This window comes from Chungangia koreensis, from assembly GCF_042651785.1.
GTDB lineage: Bacteria > Bacillota > Bacilli > Bacillales_A > Planococcaceae > Chungangia > Chungangia koreensis.
This window is the reverse complement of record NZ_JBHSEC010000019.1, coordinates 674727-695760: the sequence shown is the minus strand read 5'-3', so window position 1 is coordinate 695760 and position 21034 is coordinate 674727. Positions and strand designations below refer to the sequence as shown.

General features: G+C 39.4%; 21 protein-coding genes. 15 read left to right on the top strand and 6 right to left on the bottom strand.

What is annotated here, in order from left to right; translation table 11 throughout:
* The first annotated feature begins 13 nt into the window (after positions 1–13).
* The 5 genes from odhB (at position 14) to ACFOZY_RS12680 (ending at position 5087) form a co-directional block, all read left to right on the top strand.
* Positions 14–1258 carry a 2-oxoglutarate dehydrogenase complex dihydrolipoyllysine-residue succinyltransferase gene (odhB, locus tag ACFOZY_RS12700; protein WP_378156020.1) on the top strand — a complete coding sequence of 415 codons (1245 nt, stop codon included), beginning with the start codon at positions 14–16 and terminating at the stop codon, positions 1256–1258.
* 174 nt (positions 1259–1432) lie between these two features.
* Positions 1433–2065: a DedA family protein gene (locus ACFOZY_RS12695; RefSeq protein ID WP_378156017.1), complete on the top strand. Its 633-nt coding sequence runs from the start codon at positions 1433–1435 to the stop codon at positions 2063–2065.
* A 15-nt stretch (positions 2066–2080) separates the two neighbouring features.
* Entirely contained in the window at positions 2081–2269 is a 189-nt protein-coding gene (locus ACFOZY_RS12690; RefSeq protein ID WP_465251164.1) for a DUF6501 family protein, read from the top strand.
* A 54-nt stretch (positions 2270–2323) separates the two neighbouring features.
* Entirely contained in the window at positions 2324–3187 is an 864-nt protein-coding gene (locus ACFOZY_RS12685) for an ATP-binding protein (RefSeq protein WP_378156012.1), read from the top strand.
* A 10-nt stretch (positions 3188–3197) separates the two neighbouring features.
* The gene (locus tag ACFOZY_RS12680) at positions 3198–5087 is read left to right on the top strand and encodes a vWA domain-containing protein (RefSeq protein WP_378156010.1); all 1890 of its coding nucleotides are present in this window, start codon (positions 3198–3200) and stop codon (positions 5085–5087) included.
* Between the two features lie 45 nt (positions 5088–5132).
* Here ACFOZY_RS12680 and ACFOZY_RS12675 read toward each other — a convergent pair whose 3' ends face one another.
* Together ACFOZY_RS12675 and ACFOZY_RS12670 are read right to left on the bottom strand one after the other, a co-directional pair.
* Positions 5133–6323 (bottom strand): toxic anion resistance protein, encoded by a 1191-nt coding sequence (locus tag ACFOZY_RS12675; RefSeq protein WP_378156008.1) that lies wholly within the window; start codon positions 6321–6323, stop codon positions 5133–5135.
* Positions 6313–6966: a 5-bromo-4-chloroindolyl phosphate hydrolysis family protein gene (locus tag ACFOZY_RS12670; protein WP_378156005.1), complete on the bottom strand. Its 654-nt coding sequence runs from the start codon at positions 6964–6966 to the stop codon at positions 6313–6315. Before ACFOZY_RS12670 ends, ACFOZY_RS12675 begins: the two co-directional genes overlap by 11 nt.
* A gap of 203 nt (positions 6967–7169) precedes the next feature.
* Here ACFOZY_RS12670 and ACFOZY_RS12665 point away from each other — a divergent pair, with 203 nt between their 5' ends.
* Both ACFOZY_RS12665 and ACFOZY_RS12660 read left to right on the top strand, forming a co-directional pair.
* Positions 7170–7475, top strand: coding sequence for a DUF1033 family protein (locus ACFOZY_RS12665; RefSeq protein ID WP_378156003.1), 306 nt, complete (start codon positions 7170–7172; stop codon positions 7473–7475).
* A gap of 207 nt (positions 7476–7682) precedes the next feature.
* The gene (locus ACFOZY_RS12660; protein WP_004230088.1) at positions 7683–7883 is read left to right on the top strand and encodes a cold-shock protein; all 201 of its coding nucleotides are present in this window, start codon (positions 7683–7685) and stop codon (positions 7881–7883) included.
* Positions 7884–8024: 141 nt separating this feature from the next.
* Here ACFOZY_RS12660 and ACFOZY_RS12655 read toward each other — a convergent pair whose 3' ends face one another.
* Complete coding sequence (locus tag ACFOZY_RS12655; RefSeq protein WP_378155999.1) at positions 8025–8720, bottom strand: hypothetical protein; 696 nt, start codon at positions 8718–8720, stop codon at positions 8025–8027.
* Positions 8721–8827: 107 nt separating this feature from the next.
* On the opposite strand from ACFOZY_RS12655, the gene ACFOZY_RS12650 reads away from it, so the two are divergent.
* Positions 8828–9316, top strand: a complete 489-nt coding sequence (locus ACFOZY_RS12650; protein ID WP_378155997.1) for a YkvA family protein — start codon at positions 8828–8830, stop codon at positions 9314–9316.
* 40 nt (positions 9317–9356) lie between these two features.
* Here the strand turns inward: ACFOZY_RS12650 and ACFOZY_RS12645 are convergent, their stop codons facing one another.
* Positions 9357–10961 carry an ABC-F family ATP-binding cassette domain-containing protein gene (locus tag ACFOZY_RS12645; RefSeq protein WP_378155995.1) on the bottom strand — a complete coding sequence of 535 codons (1605 nt, stop codon included), beginning with the start codon at positions 10959–10961 and terminating at the stop codon, positions 9357–9359.
* Positions 10962–11048: 87 nt separating this feature from the next.
* Positions 11049–11576, bottom strand: a complete 528-nt coding sequence (msrA, locus tag ACFOZY_RS12640; protein ID WP_378155993.1) for a peptide-methionine (S)-S-oxide reductase MsrA — start codon at positions 11574–11576, stop codon at positions 11049–11051.
* 129 nt (positions 11577–11705) lie between these two features.
* On the opposite strand from msrA, the gene ACFOZY_RS12635 reads away from it, so the two are divergent.
* The 4 genes from ACFOZY_RS12635 (at position 11706) to ACFOZY_RS12620 (ending at position 14539) form a co-directional block, all read left to right on the top strand.
* A complete protein-coding gene (locus ACFOZY_RS12635; RefSeq protein WP_378155991.1) occupies positions 11706–12665 on the top strand; it encodes an LCP family protein in 960 nt (319 codons plus the stop codon).
* A 48-nt stretch (positions 12666–12713) separates the two neighbouring features.
* Entirely contained in the window at positions 12714–13898 is a 1185-nt protein-coding gene (locus tag ACFOZY_RS12630; protein WP_378155989.1) for an AI-2E family transporter, read from the top strand.
* Positions 13899–13939: 41 nt separating this feature from the next.
* On the top strand, positions 13940–14281 hold the full coding sequence (locus ACFOZY_RS12625) for a hypothetical protein (RefSeq protein WP_378155987.1): 342 nt from the start codon (positions 13940–13942) through the stop codon (positions 14279–14281).
* 84 nt (positions 14282–14365) lie between these two features.
* Entirely contained in the window at positions 14366–14539 is a 174-nt protein-coding gene (locus ACFOZY_RS12620; RefSeq protein ID WP_378155985.1) for a hypothetical protein, read from the top strand.
* A 720-nt stretch (positions 14540–15259) separates the two neighbouring features.
* Here ACFOZY_RS12620 and hpaB read toward each other — a convergent pair.
* Positions 15260–16726 carry a 4-hydroxyphenylacetate 3-monooxygenase, oxygenase component gene (gene hpaB, locus ACFOZY_RS12615; protein WP_378155983.1) on the bottom strand — a complete coding sequence of 489 codons (1467 nt, stop codon included), beginning with the start codon at positions 16724–16726 and terminating at the stop codon, positions 15260–15262.
* A 153-nt stretch (positions 16727–16879) separates the two neighbouring features.
* Between hpaB and ACFOZY_RS12610 the strand changes: the two genes are divergently transcribed.
* The 3 genes from ACFOZY_RS12610 (at position 16880) to ACFOZY_RS12600 (ending at position 21034) form a co-directional block, all read left to right on the top strand.
* Positions 16880–17782: an aminoglycoside phosphotransferase family protein gene (locus tag ACFOZY_RS12610; protein WP_378155981.1), complete on the top strand. Its 903-nt coding sequence runs from the start codon at positions 16880–16882 to the stop codon at positions 17780–17782.
* Positions 17783–18266: 484 nt separating this feature from the next.
* Positions 18267–19331, top strand: coding sequence for a Fe(3+) ABC transporter substrate-binding protein (locus ACFOZY_RS12605; RefSeq protein WP_378155979.1), 1065 nt, complete (start codon positions 18267–18269; stop codon positions 19329–19331).
* 71 nt (positions 19332–19402) lie between these two features.
* Positions 19403–21034, top strand: coding sequence for an ABC transporter permease (locus ACFOZY_RS12600; RefSeq protein WP_378155977.1), 1632 nt, complete (start codon positions 19403–19405; stop codon positions 21032–21034).

The window sequence follows — 21034 nt, the reverse complement described above, 5'->3', positions numbered from 1 at the left end:
GGAGGAAATTATTGTGGCTGAGATTAAAGTGCCAGAATTGGCGGAATCCATTACAGAAGGAACAATAGCACAGTGGCTCAAACAACCGGGTGAGACTGTCGAAAAAGGTGAGTTCATTGTTGAACTTGAAACTGATAAAGTAAACGTTGAGGTTATTTCTGAAGAAGCAGGTGTAGTACAAGAACTATTGGCTGCAGAAGGAGATACTGTTGAAGTTGGCCAAGTTATCGCAATTGTTGGGGCAGGATCCGGTGCTCCGGCTGCATCAGCACCTGCAAAAACTGAAGCTCCTGCTGCAGAAGCTCCTGTTCAGGAAGCTGCATCAGCACCAACACCAGCACCACAAGCAACAGAAGAGTCTTCTTCGTCTTCTGATCGTACGATTGCAAGTCCGGCAGCACGTAAATTGGCTCGTGAAAAAGGAATTGACTTGGCTGCAATTTCTCCAGTAGATCCAATGGGACGTGTTCGCGTTCAGGACGTTGAGGCTCACACTTCAGCTCCTAAAGCAGCACCAGCACCTGCAGCTAAACCAGCTGCTGCACCAGAACAGGAAGACGGTCGTGCTACTCGCGAAAAAATGTCACGCCGACGCCAAACAATTGCAAAACGTCTTTTGGAAGTACGCCAAAATACAGCAATGCTTACAACTTTCAACGAAATCGACATGACAAATGTGATGGCTCTTCGTTCTCGTAAAAAAGATAAATTCTTCGAAGATCATGACGTACGCCTTGGCTTCATGTCATTCTTCACGAAAGCTGCAGTTGCAGCACTTAAGAAATATCCTTATGTCAACTCTGAACTCGATGGTGATGAGTTGATCATGAAACACTTCTACGATGTAGGAATTGCCGTATCAACTGAAGAAGGATTAGTAGTTCCAATCGTTCGTGACGCTGATCGTAAGAACTTTGCTGAGATTGAAGCGGACATTGCGTCACTTGCGAAAAAAGCACGAGATAAAAAACTTCAGCTTTCTGATATGTCTGGCGGTTCATTCACCATTACAAACGGTGGGGTATTCGGTTCATTGATGTCCACACCAATCTTGAACGGAACTCAAGTTGGTATTTTGGGTATGCATACCATCCAAAAACGTCCGGTAGCAATCGGAGACCAAATTGAAATTCGTCCAATGATGTATATTGCATTGTCTTACGACCACCGCGTGATCGATGGTAAGGATTCTGTAGGATTCCTAAAGACAATCAAGGAATTGCTTGAAAACCCAGAAGATTTACTTCTTGAATCTTAATAACAATCGAGGCAGTACCCATGCGGGTGCTGCCTTTTTTTAATGGGGATGTATTTGTAGGATTGAGAGTAGCTTTTAATGGAAATAAGGTAGTTATAGATAGTCGGCATAATATTTGCTGGTTTTCGTTTTTATGTGGCAAAATGAGACATATGAACAGAAGGCGGGAGTGCCATGGATCAGTCACTATTAATCAGCTTGATAAAAGAATTCGGTTATTTCAGCATGTTTCTTTTTAATTGGCTGCTTATATTCGGAGTACCTATTCCAAATGAGGTTGCTGCGGCTGTCTCAGGAATGATGACCGAAGTGGCAGGATTCAGGGTGATCCCCGCATTTTTAACAGCGTATGCCGGGCTGATTACAAGCACTACGTTTGCATACTTTATCGGTTACCGATGGGGAGAAAGAATACTTATTAGACTACGGAAAACATTTCTCCACCGAACGATTGAACAGTTCGGTATGTTTCTCGAACAAAAGGGAAAGTGGGCAATTTCTACAAGCTTCTTTTTACCTGGTATCCGCTGGGCGATGCCTTACGTTGTTGGTTCTAATCGTTTCCCTTTAAAATCTTTTATAGTCAATGCTTATCCAGCAGCCTTTCTTTGGATGCTTATCTATTTCTCCTTAGGACGAGCTTTCCCATCAGCTTATCACTATATTATTGAGCGAATTCAGCCGTTCCTTATTTCAATTTCTGTAATTATCTTCGGTGCTCTTCTATATTGGATTCTCCGGAAGATTAGAATTGAAAAGATCACCAATGAACCCTATACTAAACATAGATATGGAAAGAAAGGCTGATATAAAATGAGACACTTGAATTGGAAAGAAGCACCGACTATTAAAAAAGTGACATGTACGAATACAGAAGCTGAAAAGTTTTTAGTTTCGAATGTTCTCACAGTTGGAAAGGAATATGAAGTGAAGAACGAGACTGAAGAATTCCTTTTCATCATCGACAATACTGGCAATGTCGGTGGATTCTACAAGAATTATTTTGAATGATAAACATGATTGCCGATGAGCTGCTCATCGGCTTTTTAATTGGAGGCTTTTGTAATGAATACATTGATTAATGCTGAACGCGATCAGAGGATTGTTCGCTCTTATTCAAAGAAGGAGTCCGCTCTCATCCGTGAAGGAGGGTATGTTTCTCCAGATGAATATTTGTGGGAGGATGTGCTCCTTAGTGTTGTTTTGAAAAAACCTGTTTTATTGAAAGGGCCTGCAGGTGCAGGGAAGACAAAATTAGCAGATTCCATTTCCTCATTTTTTCAGCAACCGATGCACAGTATCAACTGTTCGGTCGATTTGGATGCAGAATCATTATTAGGGTTTAAAACAATTGTCCAATCAGAGGGAAAGACAGAAATCGAATTTGTTGAGGGACCCGTAGTAAAGGCAATGAAGGCTGGTCACCTACTTTATATCGATGAAATCAACATGGCTAAAGCGGAAACTCTTCCTATTCTTCATAGTATTTTGGATTATCGGCGTATGTTGACGAATCCCTTTACGGGAGAAGTCATTCATGCACATCCGGACTTTTCGGTTGTAGCAGCGATTAATGAAGGTTATATCGGTACTGCCCCCATGAATGAGGCACTTAAAAACCGTTTTATCTCCTTCTCAATTCCGTATATCAACGGGGAACTATTGAAACAATTACTAATTCGAGAGTTTCAAAAAGCACCGGCTGAGCTCATCAATACGATGCTAAATATTTCGCAAGACTTGGTCAATCAGGTGAAAAACGGCTTATTAAGCGATGAAGCTGCATCCATTCGAAGTCTTATGGATGCTACGGAATTGGCTCAGCATATCGGCCCCATTCGTGCCGTTCAATATTCAATTGCGGAAAAATTAGACGACCGCGGGGAACGTGAATTAGTGATGGACTTAACGAAGACGTGGGTGAAATGAGGGCGAATACATGACATCCTTTAATCGTTTTATCAAATTCAATAATGAACAAGTGGATGCTAAGAAGCTCTTGTCTTATGAATTGTTAGCCCGTGCTTTGTCTAGTGCAACGTATTTGAAGGTGACTCAGCGGAAGCTGATGGAGTTTCGGCCATCGGAGGGAGCGATTTCATTCAGTTTCTTTTGGAAACATCGTTCTGAAGAAATCGAGAGGGCTGGGCAAAAAACGGATATATATTTGTTAGCAGCCGGTTTTTGGCGTGATTTTGACATTGCTTCCTATCAACGATTATTGCAAACAGTTGTTTTGCATCCTCTCCGGAATTTGGCAATTCAGATCGGGGTTTTGTTTGAAGAATTTCGTCTAATGGAGCAAGTTATAAAAGAGCGGCCTGGTACAAGTGAGTTGTTTACTATTCGAACGGACGTTATGGTCCACCACCATAGAGAACAGTTTTTCGAAAACAGTAGAAAAGGGTTCGTTGCGGATGCCTTGTTGAACTATATATATATTTCAGTCCATAAAGGAACTATGTTCAGTTCATCTTTAGAAGGTCCAGACTTCTTTTCAATATTGGTCAAACCGATTGAAAGAATTTACGATCAACGAGATACGAAGTCAAATATGTCACTTGCCACACTCATTGCAGAGTTAGCTGAAGAATGGATTGAGCGGGATCTCGTTCATACTTATTACTCGTTAGGGGATGAATTGTCTAAAGACGAGTCATTCCATTATCATGCAGGTGTAAAAGATGCGGATATTGGAGATGAGGAACAAAAAGATACGATTGAAGAGATTTTTAGGACATGGCATCGCGAAAACCAAACTGAAAAAGGTGTACATCTCAATTTCGAACTCGAAAATGGACAATCCGGTCGAGGTGGTACAGACGCAAGACAGGGTCACGAGGATACGGACATAACAGAAATCGGGTTAGGACGTTCCGAAGGCAAGCAAAAGCCCAAAAGAGGTATACCTGAAAGGGAGGGCGACCGGGTCGATTTTAGTAAGAAAGATGGGTCCATCTTTGGTGAGAACCATGCATATGTTGTGTATGAAGAAAAACGGATTGACTATACGAAGGATGAGCAGAAGGCGGGACTTTTGGAGAAATGGAGGTTGGCGCAGGAACCTCATGTGCGTGCTTTCGTGAAAGAGTTAAGAAGGCGTATCGATCTGAAACGAGGAAGTCGGCGGGATCATCTTTCTATCGGAAGACTGTCGTCTAATATTCTTCCATTAGTCACAGAGGAAAGACCCAGACCATTTTATAGAAAACAGGCACCTTCTAAAAATTTGGATGCGGTTTTTGGATTGCTCGTTGATGGATCAGCATCCATGACCGATAAATTAGAGGAAACGAAAATGGCTGTCCTGTTATTCCATGACATCTTAAGGAGATTGGAAATACGCCATGAAATCGTTCTGTTCTATGAAGATGCATTTGAAGCAACTGCGACGATGCAGCCTAATACGTTCGAATGGGTTCACAAATTGGAAGATGGAGTAAAGGATTCCGGACATGCTATCTTATCAGTTAATGCCCATGAAGATAATCGTGACGGTTTTGCTATTAGATGGATGGTGGAACGATTAAAAAACCAGCAGGAAAAACATAAATTTTTGTTGGTCTTCTCGGATGGAGAACCGTCTGCGTTCGGTTATGATCAAAATGGAATACTCGATACTGCAGAGGCTGTTATTCAGGCGGAGAAAGCGGGAATATCCGTACTCCATTTATTTTTAAATACAGTTGCGCCTTCGGAAGAGCAGAAGGAACTCTTCAGGATGATTTATGGAGCAAAGTCAGCTGCTTCCGATACTGTGGAAGATTTTAGCGATCAGACGTTACGCATACTACGGAAAATGCTGACCTTAGTTGTTCAATCCCATTAAAAAGACCCAAGAATGTTTCATGACATTCTTGGGTCTTTTGCATAATTATCTGCTGCCTTCTTGACGACTTTCATGAATGATTAAGAGACGATTTTTCAACTCTTCTTCCATACGGGATATTTCGACCTCTGCAGCTTTTCGCTTCGCTCGGCCATCTGCTTGGATTCTTAACGTTTCTTCAATTGTTTGGAGTAGGTTTTCTTGTGTTTTCTTCAGTGTATCGATTTCTACAATGCCGCGTTCATTTTCTTTCGCAGTTTCAATACTGTTCATCTTAAGCATTTCTGAATTCTTAAGCAGCAAGTCGTTAGTTGTTTTGGATACTTGCTTTTGAGCTTCCACGGCTTTCATCTGCCTGTTCAATGTAAGAGCAATTGCAATTTGGTTCTTCCATAATGGAATAGATGTCATTACAGATGATTGAATCTTTTCAGCAAGTGTTTGGTTAGTTTGTTGAATCATCCGGATCTGTGGAGCTGTCTGGATGGTGATTTGCCGGGATAATTGTAAATCATAAATTCTTTTTTCAAGTCGGTCCAGGAACTGGGCCATATCATTTACTTCCTGATAAGCCATCTGATCATCCGATTCTTCTGCCTTCTTTCTTAAAGCAGGGAGGACCTCGTGAATGATTTCATCGCGTTTTAATTCCGCTGCAGCTATATAGACATTTAATGCTTGGAAGTAGTTCTTATTTTGATCATATAGCTGGTTTAACATATGAACGTCTTCCAAGAGACCACGCTTTGAATGTTCAAGTTGTATACCGATCCGGTCTATTTGAGTACTAAGCTTCTGATATTTTGTCATAAGTTCCTGAACAGATCGAGAGACTTTCCCGAAAAATTTTGCAATACCGGATTTCTTTTTAGTATTCAGTTCTTCAGGATTTAATTCGGATAATTTGTTCATCAAGTCTTTAAGTATATCCCCTACAGGACCGATATCTTTCCGCTGAACGTGATCGAGCATCTTATGGGAAAACTGGGATAACTGCGTTTGGGCATTCGACCCATAAGTCAGGATTGCTTCATAGTTTCCTGCGGGAATTTGCTGAGCAAGTTGTTTTGCCTTCTGCTGTTCCTCTTCAGAAAGGCGGTCAATTAGTTTTACTGGTTGAGCCGGTTGTTCCTGATGCGGAGCAGGGGAGAGCATGTCCATGTCCATCTTGAATGGATCGCCCAACAAGTCATCAACAGATTTTAAATCAGTTTGTAGTGTTTGTTTATCGGTCATGAGGCATTTCCCCTTTCAATTTCAACGGTTCTTCATGTTTTATAGAAATTTTAGCGTAACTTAGTTCCATTTTTAATTCTTCAATGTCATTTGAAAGGACATTCCGAAGATCATCTTCCATCACATCATTGATACTTTCAAGTGTATCTCTTGTTTGTTGAAGTGCTATCTTCATATCAGCATCTTTGATTGGCTGAGAAACAAGCAATGAATACTTCGATGTCAATTCCACTGCTGAGTCAAGATGGGAGTAAAAGAACTTTTCAGCTGAATAAAATTTTCTCGGATTACCTTTAACAATTGAGAAAATCCGTTTTGCTAAGCGATTCATTTCGAACAGTTGCTTGAATGCACGAATGGATCGAACCTTTCCATACTGTCGATTCAATTCACGGATTTTCTTATTCGCTTCCGATAGCTGTGATTTGATATGACGATACTCGCCTCTTGTCAAACCGAACTTTTTCAATTTATTGTGTAGCTGGAATTGTTTGATTGAAAATGAACTGATGAAATACACCGTGATAAAGAGGACAGTCGAAATCCAAAATCCCCAATCTATCGTCAAAAAGGTAATGGCAGCAATGATACTAATCAGGAGTGAAAAGGCATGTCGAAGTATGAATTGGCCTGCATCCTGCATATATAACCCTCCTAATATGTTAACTGGTACTTTATACGTATAAGCTGTTCTAAAGGTTTCATTTCACTACTTAAACTTATCGTAGAACCCATATTTTTTCAATGAAACCGTTCCATATGGAAGTCATTTCAATGGACTAAATTCATTCATTTGGTAAAATAATGTTACGAAAGAGAACGTAAGAAAAAGAGGGTTGTTGCATCTTGTATGAAGTCATCTATATGAAAGCCGATTTTGAACCATGGTGGTTATTCGAGGGTTGGGAAGAGCAAGTAATCGATAAGAAAAGCTTCGAAAATTTGGAAGAAGTAAAATTCCACTTAACAGGTTTACTTACTGAATTTCGGGCAAAATATACACATGAGGCTACTAAAAACGGAGCTTTTTGGGCATTTTGGTCAGAGGATGAGAAGGAATATTGCATTCCTTGTGATGACATTCTTCAAATTTATCACGGAATCATGGTCCTGAGGGATGGTGAACCAGTCGGAAATTTCGAACATCAGTGAACAAATAAAATTTTATGAACAATGTTTGACAATTTTTAAACGGATGATATACTATAGACAACAATTGAAATTGATTTACCGGAACACAGTATTCACATATTATAAAAAGTGATCGGCTGAAACGGTACTTTTTATAATATGTGAATTTTTTTATTCTCGGTAGGAAAATTCCATATTGTTTACTTTTTAATTTTTGGAGGTATTTCAATGAAACAAGGTACAGTAAAATGGTTCAACTCTGAAAAAGGCTTCGGATTCATCGAAGTTGAAGGCGAAAACGACGTATTCGTACACTTCAGCGCAATCCAAGGCGAAGGTTTCAAAACGCTTGACGAAGGTCAAAAAGTTGAATTTGAAGTAGTCGACGGAAACCGTGGACCACAAGCAGCTAACGTTACAAAACTTTAATCCGACAAACAAAACGAGGCATCCATTAAGCGATGCCTCGTTTTTTCTGTTTCAATTTTATACAAAGAAAGTTCTCCAATGAGGCTTGCGGATCGCCTTTGGAAAGCGTCCGCCTGGAGCGGCTTTACATACAATCCCATGTTAATCAATTTTCGATAAAGTTGATGTCACTTTGGATTCCGTACCATTGGAAGTCATAATGAACTCGCGTTTAATTTCCCCATATCCTTTTGCAAAGTATCGACGATTCGTTCCATCCTCACCTTTTTTCTCAATCACCAAGACATTTTCAAAATCTTTGACTGGTGTATTTAAAGACGAAGAAGTATCAATAACCGTCCAACCGTCAAATTCTGAACCTTTTTCCAAAGGTGCTTTCAAATAAACGCTTATAGGCTCAAGTGATTCAAGAGCCAGTTCATTTGGTTTTAATTCTTCATAGCGTTCACCTTGTTCAAAGACAAGAAGAACTTGGTCTTCTTCGACCCTGAAGATTCTTAGCATGACTGTTCCGCCATTATCCTCATAAATACTGATGTAATTATCATCTAAATATTTTGTGCGAGCTGAGTAGGTCGCATATTCATTTCCTTCACCTTCAAAATGGGCAACAGTCCCATCTTTCATGAAATATGATAAGAACATTAGATTATCTGTTGCATCTTCTTCATCCGCATCAACGATTGACCCTGATTCTCCATCGCCGGTGTCATTTGAATTATCTCCTTGAGCGCTATTATCGTTTTGATCTTTTGCCGGATCATCTGTTTCTTGGTTGTTATTTGTACAGCCGGCCAGAAGAAAGAAGCACGAAAATAATAGTAGTAATTTTTTCATTTCATTCATCTCCTTTGCTCATGAGACGCTGACAAGTATTCAGCAGTTTCAAAATAAGGTTTATTTGGTATAGTAAAAACAGTAATACAGGAAAGGGGACTATTAGTATGTCTGAAATCGAGTTAAAAAAACCTTTGCCTTCCGAAGATGAACAAAAAGATTTTTATGAAAAACTCCGTATTCGGATTACAGACTGGTTACATACAAAATCGGGAAGAACAAGCAAATTCGGAGAATATATTTTGTTTGCTCCGGACCTTTTTCATTTGCTTATGAAATCTATGTTGGACAATCGTATCGACGCTAAAAGTAAAGCGCTAATCGGAAGTGGATTGCTCTACTTCATATCACCGGTTGATGTCTTGCCGGAAGGGCTCGTCGGACCTGGCGGCTTCATGGATGATGTGATTGTAGCGGCATTTGTCGTAAATACATTATTAAATAAGTTTGCCCCGGAAGTCTTAGAGGAAAACTGGGCAGGAGATAAAAAATTATTATTTACTTTGCAGAAAATCTCTGAAACTGGCAATACCGTAGTAGGAAAACTGCCTTCAAGATCTTTGCTTGGTCGTTTTATAAAAAAGAAAAAGAAATAAAAAATGTGCTTGGCAGGAATGCCAAAGCACATTTTTTGTCTTATGAAAGCCCTTGAGCTTTTTTCCATTCGAGGAATTCATCGTAAGACATTTGTTTATCTAATATAGATCCGTCTTCACGGATTTCAATGACGCGATTAGCTATAGTTTGAATGAACTGATGGTCATGACTTGTGAATATCATGGCACCTTTAAATGCAGTCAATCCATTGTTCAATGCTTGAATCGATTCTAAGTCCAAATGGTTTGTCGGTTCATCTAATAGAAGAACGTTTGAGTTTGAAAGCATCATTTTAGACAACATACAGCGAACTTTCTCTCCACCTGAAAGAACGGACGGTTTCTTCTTTACTTCTTCACCTGAGAATAGCATACGTCCTAAGAAGCCGCGCAAGAATGTTTCACTTTCGTCTTCTGGTGAGAATTGGCGAAGCCAATCAACTAAAGATGGTTCATCACCCTCAAAGTATTCCGAGTTGTCGAGAGGGAAGTATGCACGAGAAGTCGTTACTCCCCATCGGAATTCTCCTTCGTCAACTGGCGATTCTTCTGCTAAAACCTCCAATAGCGCTGTTTTAGCGAGAGGATTACCAAGTAGGACAATTTTATCTTCCTTGTTCATATTAAAATAAATATCTTTAAACATTTGTTCGCCTTCCAACGATTTGGACAATCCTTTTACAGACAACACATCATTTCCGATTTCTCGGCCGATTTGGAAGTTAACATATGGATATTTACGTGAAGAAGGTCTAATATCATCCAAAGAAATCTTATCAAGCATTTTCTTACGGGAAGTGGCCTGCTTGGATTTTGATGCGTTCGCGCTGAAACGGGCGATGAAGGCTTGAAGTTCTTTGATTTTCTCTTCCTTCTTCCGGTTTTGGTCCTGTGACATTTTTAGTGCCAATTGGCTGGATTCATACCAGAAATCATAGTTGCCGACGTAGATTTGAATTTTGCTGAAATCGAGATCGGCAATATGCGTACAAACCTTGTTCAAGAAGTGACGGTCATGGGATACAACAATCACTGTGTTTTCAAAGTTGATCAAGAACTCTTCCAACCATTGAATCGCATTTAAGTCTAAGTGGTTCGTCGGCTCATCGAGCAATAGAACATCCGGTTTTCCGAATAGGGCTTGGGCCAAAAGAACTTTTACCTTATCAGAACCGGAAAGTTCCGCCAATGTCTTGTTGTGAAATTCTTCTGGTAAACCTAATCCTTGAAGTAGAATTGCAGCTTCCGATTCGGCTTCCCAACCGTTAAGCTCAGCAAATTCACCTTCAAGTTCAGCAGCACGCATGCCGTCTTCATCAGAGAAGTCTTCTTTCATGTAAATGGCGTTCTTTTCTTGCATGATGGCATATAAACGCTCATGCCCCATAATGACCGTTTCAAGTACGACATGTTCCTCGTATTCAAAATGGTTCTGTTTTAAAATGGCTAATCGTTCATCTTTATTCATCGAAACTGTCCCGGTTTGAGGCTCTAATTCCCCAGATAGAATCTTTAGGAATGTAGATTTACCGGCGCCATTTGCGCCGATTAAACCATAACAGTTGCCCGGCGTGAATTTTATATTGACGTCTTCGAAAAGTTTCCGGTCGCCGAAACGGAGACTTACATTATTAACTTGGATCATTCAATCTTCCTCCTACTTTACAATGACTACTATTATAGCATGGATTGGGAAAGTGGGCATTCGTAAGAAAACCCCCAGTATAGGGGGTTAGTTCCAATGGCTATTAATAAATTCATCCCGGCCGGATTTTTCCCGATCTTCTTCATAATGCGACTTGTTCTTTTTATAATAATCTTGATGATAATCTTCTGCCGGGTAGAAGGTGGCAGCCGGACGGATTTCTGTTACGATGGGCTTGGAAAATTTTCCGCTTTCGGATAAGTCATTTTTAGACTTTTCCGCCTTCTCTTTCTGATTTTCTGTATAATAGAAAATAGCAGTACGGTAGGAATCACCACGATCATGGAACTGTCCGCCCTCATCGGTTGGATCAATTTGCTGCCAAAAGATTTCAAGCAGTTTTTCATACGGAAAAACAGTAGGATCGAATTCTATTTCAACCACTTCCAAGTGGCCGGAATCACCTGTTTTCACGTCCTCATAAGTTGGGTTTTCTAAATGACCACCCATGTAACCGGAAATGACGGATGAAATACCGTCCCATTGATCGAATGGTTTGACCATACACCAGAAGCAACCGCCTGCAAATGTCGCTTTTTCTAAACGATTAGACATACTATTCACCTTCCTTGTACCTATACAAGGAGTATTGTAGCATTTTGACGGGATGCACTACAATACGGCAGGAACTTAAAAACACGCATTTCGTCATTAGTTGTGAAGTTTTCGTTTGGAGGAACCATCATGGAAATTGAACATAAAGAAACAAGAACCGGGAGAAGGAAAAGGCGATTCCGCTTTGGACGATTTTTCTTTCTGATTCTATTGCTATCAGTCGTCGGAATGGCCACCTTTTCTGTTTTACAGTATAGGGAAGGTTCAAATCTGGCGGGTGAAAATGGAGCATCTGAAGATGAGGATTTCACCGGAGACACGAAGGATCCGAAATATATGCATATTGAGAACATCTTATTAATTGGTGTAGATGACGATGGAAGCGGCAAATCACGATCTGACACGATGATTGTGGCATCATGGAATAAGGATAATGATACTGTAAAACTCATTTCTTTCATGAGAGATATTTATGCAGATATACCACGTTACGAATCCTATAAGCTGAACACCGCCTACTATCTTGATGGTGTACAATTATTAAAAGACACATTGACTGGAATGTTCGGGATTCCAATCCATCATTACGCATTAATCGATTTTGATAATTTCGAGACTTTGATCGACATTGCAGCTCCTAATGGCGTAGAGGTCAATGTCGAGAAAGAAATGTCCGAGAAGATCGGCGTTACCTTAATGCCTGGTACTCAGCAGTTATCTGGTAAAGAGCTGTTGGGCTATGCGAGATTCCGTGCAGACCAGGAAGGGGATTTCGGCCGTGTGGCGCGTCAGCAGAAAGTAATTGAAGCGTTAAAAGAGGAATTATTATCACCTTCCAGCTTACCACGAATCCCTAAACTTGCCGGTGCAGTCAATGGCTATATACAGACTGATCTGACGACGGGGGAAGAAATTCGGAAAGTAATCGAAATCATGGCAGGAGGAGGTCTTGAAATTGATAAAATGACCGTTCCTGTAGAAGGAAGCTACTCATTTGCTTCTTATAGTCACGCTGGTTCCGTAATCGAACTTGACCTGGATCAGAACAAACAGGCCATCAGCAAATTTATCGGGATGCCGCTAAGATGATAGAGGGGTATTCCACATTTGTTTCATTATAGAAAGAGAGGCTTAAGGATGGATAAAGAGAAATCCCTGTTTGCGACAAATTTCATCCGCTTTTTAGGCGGAAAGAATACATTGTTTTTATTGATCAGTATTCTTTTGTTAGGTCTGATCATTTTTGTTTTCAGTAAAATATCCTTCATATTCGAACCGATTATTGTTTTGATTTCGACAATTGTTTTTCCTTTAATTGTAGCCACGATTGCGTATTATTTACTTAGAGGGATAGTCAAAATCATGAACGAAAAGTTAAAGATTCCAAGAGTATGGGCAATCTTACTACTCTTTCTAATTTTAATCGGTATTCTGACAACATTGGTAGTCGTTATCTATCCATTTTTAAAGGGACAATTTCAAGATTTAATCAAAGATTTCCCTATGTATTTCAAGAAGCTTCTTTTAGATATTGATCATTTCTTACGGAACTCCATCTTTGCTCCTTATTATACTGAGTTGGATGTTAATATTCCAAAGCTTGTCGAACAAAAAATTCAGGAGATCTCAGGTTTCTTGACCGGTGCCATTTCAGGATTGGCTGTTGGAATCACAAATTTCATCTCAGCATTTGCAGGTTTTGTTCTCTCACTTGTGACCGTTCCGTTCATCCTTTTCTATTTACTTTTAGAAGGAGAAAAATTGCCGAAATTTATCTACCGTATTTTGCCGCCGCGATTACGTGACGATGCGCAGGAAGTCATGCGAGAGGCAGACCACCAAATTAGTTCGTATATACAGGGACAAATTTTAGTTTCGATTTGTATTGGAATCATGGTAACAATCGGGTTCCGAATCATCGGATTGGAATACGCGCTATTATTAGGTGTGCTGGCAATGTTAACAAGTGTGGTACCTTACTTGGGGCCAGTCATCGCAATAACACCAGCAGCGATTATCGCACTCGTAACTTCTCCATTTATGCTGGTTAAGTTGCTGATTGTTTGGACATGTGTTCAATTAATCGAAGGGAAATTCATATCCCCACAAATTATGGGTAAATCGCTTCACATCCATCCGATTACGATTATTTTTGTTCTCTTAACAGCCGGTTCCCTATTCGGTGTATTTGGTGTAATTTTAGGGATTCCAGGGTATGCATTATTAAAAGTAGTTGTTTCACATCTCTTTAAATTGTTCCAACGTCGATATGATCGATACGAATTCGATCCTCTCAAGCAATATCGGACGTATGAAAAGTAAGAGAGTGGAATAGCTCCTTGCTATGCATCGGGAGGAGAACTATGGAAAATAGCCAAGTGAAAGTACAAACAATTGTGGATTTATCCCACTTCGAATTAGGTGAAACCATCACTGGTTCGGTCTATTTAAGTGAGCCTGAGCCTTTTGATGGGGAAATTGATATAGTCGTCATTAAACGTGAGAAAAATGGAGAAGATGAAGTACTTGATACGATTTCTTTGAATCCGGTAGGGGATAATGTATCAAAGGAAGTCAGAAAAATCCCATTCATGTTTATACCGGATGAACGGTGGGAAGTTACTGAGGAACAGAAAATCATTCTACAAACGCTAAAAAGGTTGAACCAAGATCTTTTAGGCGAAGTGGAAATCACGTACGGTTAAAAACTTCAAAAAAGTATTGGATAAAGTTTAGATGTCAATTGTGTTACGTGCTATAATCTTCTCAAACACCCGGGGAGGGATTATATGGACACGCAAAAGGAAAAAAAGAGCTTGCAAGAACTCGTTAAGCAACAACTTGAAGCTAAAAAATCTAAAGCTTCTGGCGGGAAAGTCGGATTTAATGATCAGCCTTCTATGAAAATGAAAAGTCAGCAGTCTAAAAAGGTCGGTACTACTCGAAGAAAAATGGGTGTGTAAAAGTTTCATAGTTTGCAGGTATTTTTGTCAATTCATCGCATAAGATAAAAAGGAGTTAGTGCTCGAACACTAACTCCTTTCAATTGCTGACCGGGCAGATTCGAGTTATGCCAATCAGGCATGACACGCGGGAGGCCATTGAGTTCCAGACATTGCCGTCTACCTTTACCGGGGGACGGCTATTTCTTTTTGGTTATTACTACTACTAATGTAACCATTAAAGACAACAATGTAATGACTCCTGCAAATGCTTGAAACAACAAACTCATCGTTTCATAGATCGTCATTGTAACCACCTCCGGTGCCCGTTAAACGGGTTATGCATTCCTTTCGCTTTCGCGAGTTTTCATGCAATTCACGATAGAAGCAGCCAACCGTCCGCCCAGTATGCGATTGTAAATTTTTTGGGATTATTTACTTTAAATAAAAACTAAATGGTAGTTAATGGATATACTTTGGTTATTATACATATATATGTTCGCATGGAGAAAAATATGACAATAAAGTTGTCCAAACAACAAAAAATGTACCTTTGGCATGGAATAGCTGTTAAATTAAATTTGTTATGGATTGGGAATTGAGAAGTTTAGCCCCGGTTTTTATAAACTTGTCCGTAAGAAGTACTACTTTATGATAGGACTAAAAGCCATCTCCGTTTCATAACAGCGGGGATGGCTACTTATTATTCGATAATAGTTTTAATCAAAAGATGTAACATCTCTATCCTTCAGGAGTTATACCATCTTTAGTTATATTAAGAAAATCTAAAACAGTTTTTACATATTGATCACTCTTATACGTTTTATACAATGTGCTAGACAATCTGACCGGATCACCAAAAAAGTAACGTTCATATTGGGTTTGCCTCGTTCCAAATGGACTCATCGTAAGGTCCCAAGCTAATCGGAAAATTTTTACCCGCTCCTCGGCTGTTTTCGTTGCACCTTGTAGATAATGGTCCAAGTCATGACGGTTTTCTGAGTTGAACGCGTTTTCGGTGGGCAGCGAGACCAATCCGCTGGCCCCGATCAACTGGATTATTTCGCAAAAACGGGGATAGATTTTAGGAAATATGTTACTGGCTACTTGGAGCGGTAGGCTATTAGGGCGCAAAGTACCGTATTCATCCACCTCAGCTTCATTTTCAGCTCGATCAAGTAAAGCTTTCATCGTTTCAAGGCCAATAATGATTTCCGACATTTTTTCATGTATATGGAGATATTCGCTTACATTAATCGTGTCGACAATAGTTTCCGCAAGTCCCAACATAAACTCAAGTTTGATAATTTGTCTATTTACTGCTTGAAAAAGAGCAAAGCAGTTGAAGGGACACTTCCTTATGAAGTTTGCCGATGCTTCTATGTTTCCGTAAAAAAACACACGATTCCATGGTACAAGAACATGGTCAAAGACAACAATGGAGTCCATTTCTTCATATCTGCAGCTCAGTGGATGATCGAATGAGGAAGATCCGCCTACAAAAGAATCCCTGCATATAAATTTTATGCCTTTGGTATCCGAGGGGATTGAAAAGGCAAACGCTTCGTTCTCGTCGATGTTGAAATTTGGGATACTGAAGACTAATACTTCATCTGTAAGACCACCTTGGGTTGCAAGTAGGCGTGCTCCCTTAATGATGATTCCTCGGTCGTTCGTGTCAATAACTGTTGCTGTAACCGGATCTTGTGATGTTCGAAAATAATATAAGGATCGATTCACTTGTGGCGTAATAAATGTATGAGTGAACGTTAAGTCATTTTTCTTTGCAAGTTCATATAAATTCATAATGTTTTCTGGAAAGCAGTTAACCTTTCCTTGTAGGGAAGGTGCATAGGCAGCGAAACTCATGATTACAGAGTTTAAATAATCCGGAGTCCTTCCCATCATGCCATTCGTGAGTTTAGCCCAGTGCTCCATCATCTTTCTTCGCTTGATTAGATCTTCTTTTACTTTCGGCCGCAAGAATGAAAGACCTATATCTTCATTGAATTTCGGATCAACAAATGTCATTTCCTCTTTAAAATCCGGATCTTGCTGTAAATCAAAGAGTAAAGCTTTCGTTTGCAGCATGCCTTTAAAAGCAGGATGTTCAGATTTCAATCCTGTGAGCTTTTGTCCATCCATCCATATTTCCGTTTCCAGATTATTTAGCCTGTCAATAAATTGTTTTCCGTTTATAACTCCCATATATCCACTCCTGTTCATTGAAGGAAGCGTCCATTTTTTATCATATTAATGAAGATAAAAGTCTGTTACGTTTATTAAAAGAGATGGTAAGAATACAAGTCGATAAAATAATGAAAAGTAAAAAGGGGATTGTTGTATTTGAAGCTGCCAAACGTGTTTACTCAAAAAATTATTGGGGCATTCGGGAAAGAGGGAGAAGAGTTCTTAAAAGGTTTAGAGGAGAAGATCAAAAAAATTTCTGAACACTGGGATTTAACGATTGAAGGGCATGTTGAAAATCTTTCTTACAACTATGTTGCTAAAGCGATTGATCAAAACTCTATGCCTGTGATATTGAAAATAGGAGTTGCTAATTTTGATTTTAAAAATGAGGCAATTACTGTACGGGCATATAATGGAAAAGGCTGCGCGAAGTTATTGAGAGAGGATGTCCAAGCAGGTGCTATGCTTTTAGAAAGGCTTCAACCGGGTATGATGCTCTTTGAACTAAGTGAAAAGGAAGCAGTAGAGCATTTCGCAGAAGTATGGAAGTCGATTAGACGACCTTTCCCTCCAGACTGGCCATTTCCGACAATATTGGACTGGTCAAAGGGTTTAGACCGCTATTTGGATTACGTAAAATCATCTGAAGAAAGGATTCCTGTCAAAATGGTGAAGCGAGCAAAAGCAATCTTTGATGACTTGATGAAGACTTCAGAAAACTTGGAGTTACTGCATGGCGATTTACATCATGAAAATATTCTTTATTCGGATGAGAAGGGATGGTCCGCTATTGATCCAAAAGGTGTTGTCGGTGATCCATATTTTGACCTGACCTCATTTCTTACGAATCATCTATTTGAAAAGGCGAATCCCAAAAGCGTATTCGAATTTCGGATCAATCGATTAATTTCCTTACTAAATTTGGACAGGGACCGTTTTTTGAGAGCCTCCTTTGCAATGGCGATGCTTTACGCCTGCTGGGGTATGGAAGATCAGGATAACGAAGGGGCACTAAATACTTTTACATGTGCAGAGTGGTTAGATGAGTTTATTTTAAGTAGTACTTGTAAATAGGAGAAAAGGGCTTAGAAATTTATTGATCATACTATAGATAGATTGATATACACACAAGCAATTCCTTAGTTTTTCACATGGGGAATTGCTTCTTTATTTGCTTAGAAGCGACTTGGCAAGGGAAGTGGCATTATCAATATCAGCTACGAGAAATGTTAACGTTTAAATAAATTAAAAGTGTCATTGTTAATCATTAACTAATATGTACAAAGATATATCTCTTGATGTTTTGTCAAATAAGTCTTGATATTATGATTGCAGCTGTATTCGCGACATTAAATGTGATGGTATTAAATGATTAAAGTAACCCATCCTTTAGTTAAGCGCTTAATAACTTAGGTTTATGTACATAAAGCTATTATGATTGGTAAAGTTGTTTGAAAACGTTTCAATATATTTGTTGACTTTAAAAGTGAAGTATCTATAATTGATATTGAGAATCATTTTCAACTGGTGATGAACCATTCATAAGGAGGATTTTTAAGTGAAAAAGGTATTAATTTTATTTTTAACTATTGCGTTACTCGCATTGTCTGCGTGTGGAAATGAAAAACCTTCCACAAATAATGCAAATGATGAAACCAAAAAAGAAGAAAGTAAAGAAGTAAACCTATATACAGCCCGTCATTATGATGTTGACGACCAGCTTTATAAAAAATTCGAAGAAAAAACAGGTATTAAAGTGAATGTCATAAAAGGGGAAGCCGATGAATTGCTTGAGCGTATTAAACGTGAAGGGGATGCATCTCAAGCTGATCTATTTTTAACGGCTGACGCTGGTAGATTACACCGTGCAAAATCTGACGGAATACTGCAACCTGTAACAAGTGATCTATTGAATGAACAAATTCCAGCGAAATTCCAAGATAAAGATCAAATGTGGTATGGCTTAACAAAACGTGCACGTGTAATTATCTATAACAAAGAAACGGTAAAACCTGAGGAATTATCAACGTATGAAGCGTTGACAGATGACAAATGGAAAGGCCGTGTCTTGATTCGAAGCTCCGAAAACGTGTATAATCAATCTTTGTTAGCGTCTTTCATCGAAATTAATGGCGAAGAAAAAGCAAAAGAGTGGGCAGCGGGGTTAGTAGAGAACTTTGCCCGGGATCCTGAAGGCGGCGACCGTGACCAAGCGAAAGCAATTGCAGCTGGTATCGGCGATGTGGCGATTATGAACACATACTATTTTGGTCAAATGCTGAATTCCGAAGATCCGGAAGAAGTAAAAGTAGCAGAAAATCTCGGTATTTTCTTCCCTAACCAAGACACAACGGGCACGCACGTAAATGTTAGTGGTGCAGGTGTTGTAAAATCAGCGAAGAATAAAGAAAATGCAATTAAATTACTTGAGTTCCTATCTTCACCTGAAGCTCAAGGCATATTTGCAGAAGCTAACTACGAATACCCAGTGAATGAAGCAGTTGAACCAACTGAATTGCTTAAATCCTGGGGTGAATTCAAAGAACAGGATATTCCTTTATCCGTTCTGGGCGACAACAACGCAAAAGCGATTTTAATATTTAATGAAGTCGGCTGGAAATAATAATTAATATGCCCTTGTCGTTAGTAAGACGCGACAAGGGATTTCTTGTAGATAGATTGAGGTGTTCGGATATGCAACGTAGACTGGCAAATATCAACATATGGACGGTCACGGCGATGATTATCATGATTCTATTACTGTTGCCCAACTTAACGATTGTCACAGGCATTTTTTCTCCATCAAATGAAAACTGGGCACATATGAAGGAATTTGTTTTAGAATCATTCATTACAACTTCGCTAATCCTAATAAGTGCTACAGCCGTATTAACCATTATTATCGGTTTGAGCTTGGCTTGGATTATAGCCCAATATCAGTTTCCTTTACGCCGATTTTTAAAATGGGCATTGATACTTCCATTATCCATACCGCCGTTTATTGGGGCCTATACGTACCATGGTATTGTCAACTACACTGGCATCATCCAAACTACACTTCGGAATACATTTGGCTTGGAACTAAATCCTGCGTACTTTGATATCATGAATATGCCTGGTGCCATTTTCATCTATACAATGTTTTTATATCCATATGTATATACAATTACGAGGATTTTCCTATCTCAACAATCTGCTTCCTTAATCGAAAGTGCACGCATGCTTGGAAAGGGTCCTTTGCGTATTTTCTTTCAAGTCGTTATTCCTATTTCCAGGGTCTCTATTATTGGTGGAGCAAGTTTAGTAGTGCTTGAAGTGTTGAATGATTATGGTGTTGTAAAGTACTATGGGATCCAAACATTTACAACGGGAATTTTTCAAGCGTGGTTTGGTTTAGGTGATATCGAGACTTCAATTAAACTTGCTGCATCCCTCATGGGGTTTGTCATCTTTGTACTCATAATTGAAAAATTATTACGTGGCAAACGGCAATACAGTTATTCGACCACTAAAGTTCGGCCATTGCCTCTAATTCAGTTAAAGGGTTGGAAAGCTTTCATGGCTACGAGCTATGGATTGATTATTTTATCCTTGGGATTTATCATTCCTGTTGTTCAGCTGATTGATTGGATGCTTTTAACATTTGGAACCATTCCGACTGAAGATTTTCTTCATTACGTCAAAAATTCGGTAACAGTAGCAGGAATCAGTGCAACGGTGATCATCGTCTTCGCCTTGATTGTAGGTAATTTCAACCGTTTGGTGCATGGTAAAGTTGCGAAACTTCTGCCTAAAATAACGATTCTTGGTTATTCAATTCCTGGGGCTGTAATCGCAGTAGCTGTTGTAACTGCTTTTATAGCATTGGATCGTTTTTTAGCTCCTATATATGGTATATTGGGCCTTGGCACCACACTTGTGCTTAGCGTAAGCCTAACGATGTTAATCGCGGCCTACATTATTAGGTTCTTTGCAATTGGTTATAATTCAATTGAATCTGGATACGATAAAATAGGGACTGATTTTAGGGATGCTTCAAGACTGCTTGGAGCGGGGATTACAAAAACATTTTTTAAAGTCGATGTACCCATGCTGAAAGGCGCCATTATCAGTGGTTTTATTGTAGTCTTTATTGATATTTTAAAAGAAATTCCATTGACCCTGATTTTACGTCCTTTTAATTTCGATACACTATCAACAAAAGCATTCCAATATGCGAGTGATGAGAAGATTATGGAAGCCTCACAAGCTTCGTTAGTAATTGTCTGTATAAGTGCCCTTGCCATCATTGTTTTTTATAAGTTTCTCGAAAAGGAGCCGGATTGA

Bases quoted from the DNA above. Each gene is read 5' to 3' on its own strand.
- ACFOZY_RS12670 (WP_378156005.1), bottom strand. From the start codon at position 6,966: ATGCAGGATGCAGGCCAATTCATACTTCGACATGCCTTTTCACTCCTG.
- ACFOZY_RS12685 (WP_378156012.1), top strand. From the start codon at position 2,324: ATGAATACATTGATTAATGCTGAACGCGATCAGAGGATTGTTCGCTCT.
- ACFOZY_RS12680 (WP_378156010.1), top strand. From the start codon at position 3,198: ATGACATCCTTTAATCGTTTTATCAAATTCAATAATGAACAAGTGGAT.
- ACFOZY_RS12650 (WP_378155997.1), top strand. From the start codon at position 8,828: ATGTCTGAAATCGAGTTAAAAAAACCTTTGCCTTCCGAAGATGAACAA.
- ACFOZY_RS12635 (WP_378155991.1), top strand. From the start codon at position 11,706: ATGGAAATTGAACATAAAGAAACAAGAACCGGGAGAAGGAAAAGGCGA.
- msrA (WP_378155993.1), bottom strand. From the start codon at position 11,576: ATGTCTAATCGTTTAGAAAAAGCGACATTTGCAGGCGGTTGCTTCTGG.
- ACFOZY_RS12655 (WP_378155999.1), bottom strand. From the start codon at position 8,720: ATGAAAAAATTACTACTATTATTTTCGTGCTTCTTTCTTCTGGCCGGC.
- ACFOZY_RS12695 (WP_378156017.1), top strand. From the start codon at position 1,433: ATGGATCAGTCACTATTAATCAGCTTGATAAAAGAATTCGGTTATTTC.
- ACFOZY_RS12630 (WP_378155989.1), top strand. From the start codon at position 12,714: ATGGATAAAGAGAAATCCCTGTTTGCGACAAATTTCATCCGCTTTTTA.
- ACFOZY_RS12600 (WP_378155977.1), top strand. From the start codon at position 19,403: ATGCAACGTAGACTGGCAAATATCAACATATGGACGGTCACGGCGATG.
- ACFOZY_RS12645 (WP_378155995.1), bottom strand. From the start codon at position 10,961: ATGATCCAAGTTAATAATGTAAGTCTCCGTTTCGGCGACCGGAAACTT.
- ACFOZY_RS12675 (WP_378156008.1), bottom strand. From the start codon at position 6,323: ATGACCGATAAACAAACACTACAAACTGATTTAAAATCTGTTGATGAC.
- ACFOZY_RS12625 (WP_378155987.1), top strand. From the start codon at position 13,940: ATGGAAAATAGCCAAGTGAAAGTACAAACAATTGTGGATTTATCCCAC.
- ACFOZY_RS12660 (WP_004230088.1), top strand. From the start codon at position 7,683: ATGAAACAAGGTACAGTAAAATGGTTCAACTCTGAAAAAGGCTTCGGA.
- hpaB (WP_378155983.1), bottom strand. From the start codon at position 16,726: ATGGGAGTTATAAACGGAAAACAATTTATTGACAGGCTAAATAATCTG.
- ACFOZY_RS12620 (WP_378155985.1), top strand. From the start codon at position 14,366: ATGGACACGCAAAAGGAAAAAAAGAGCTTGCAAGAACTCGTTAAGCAA.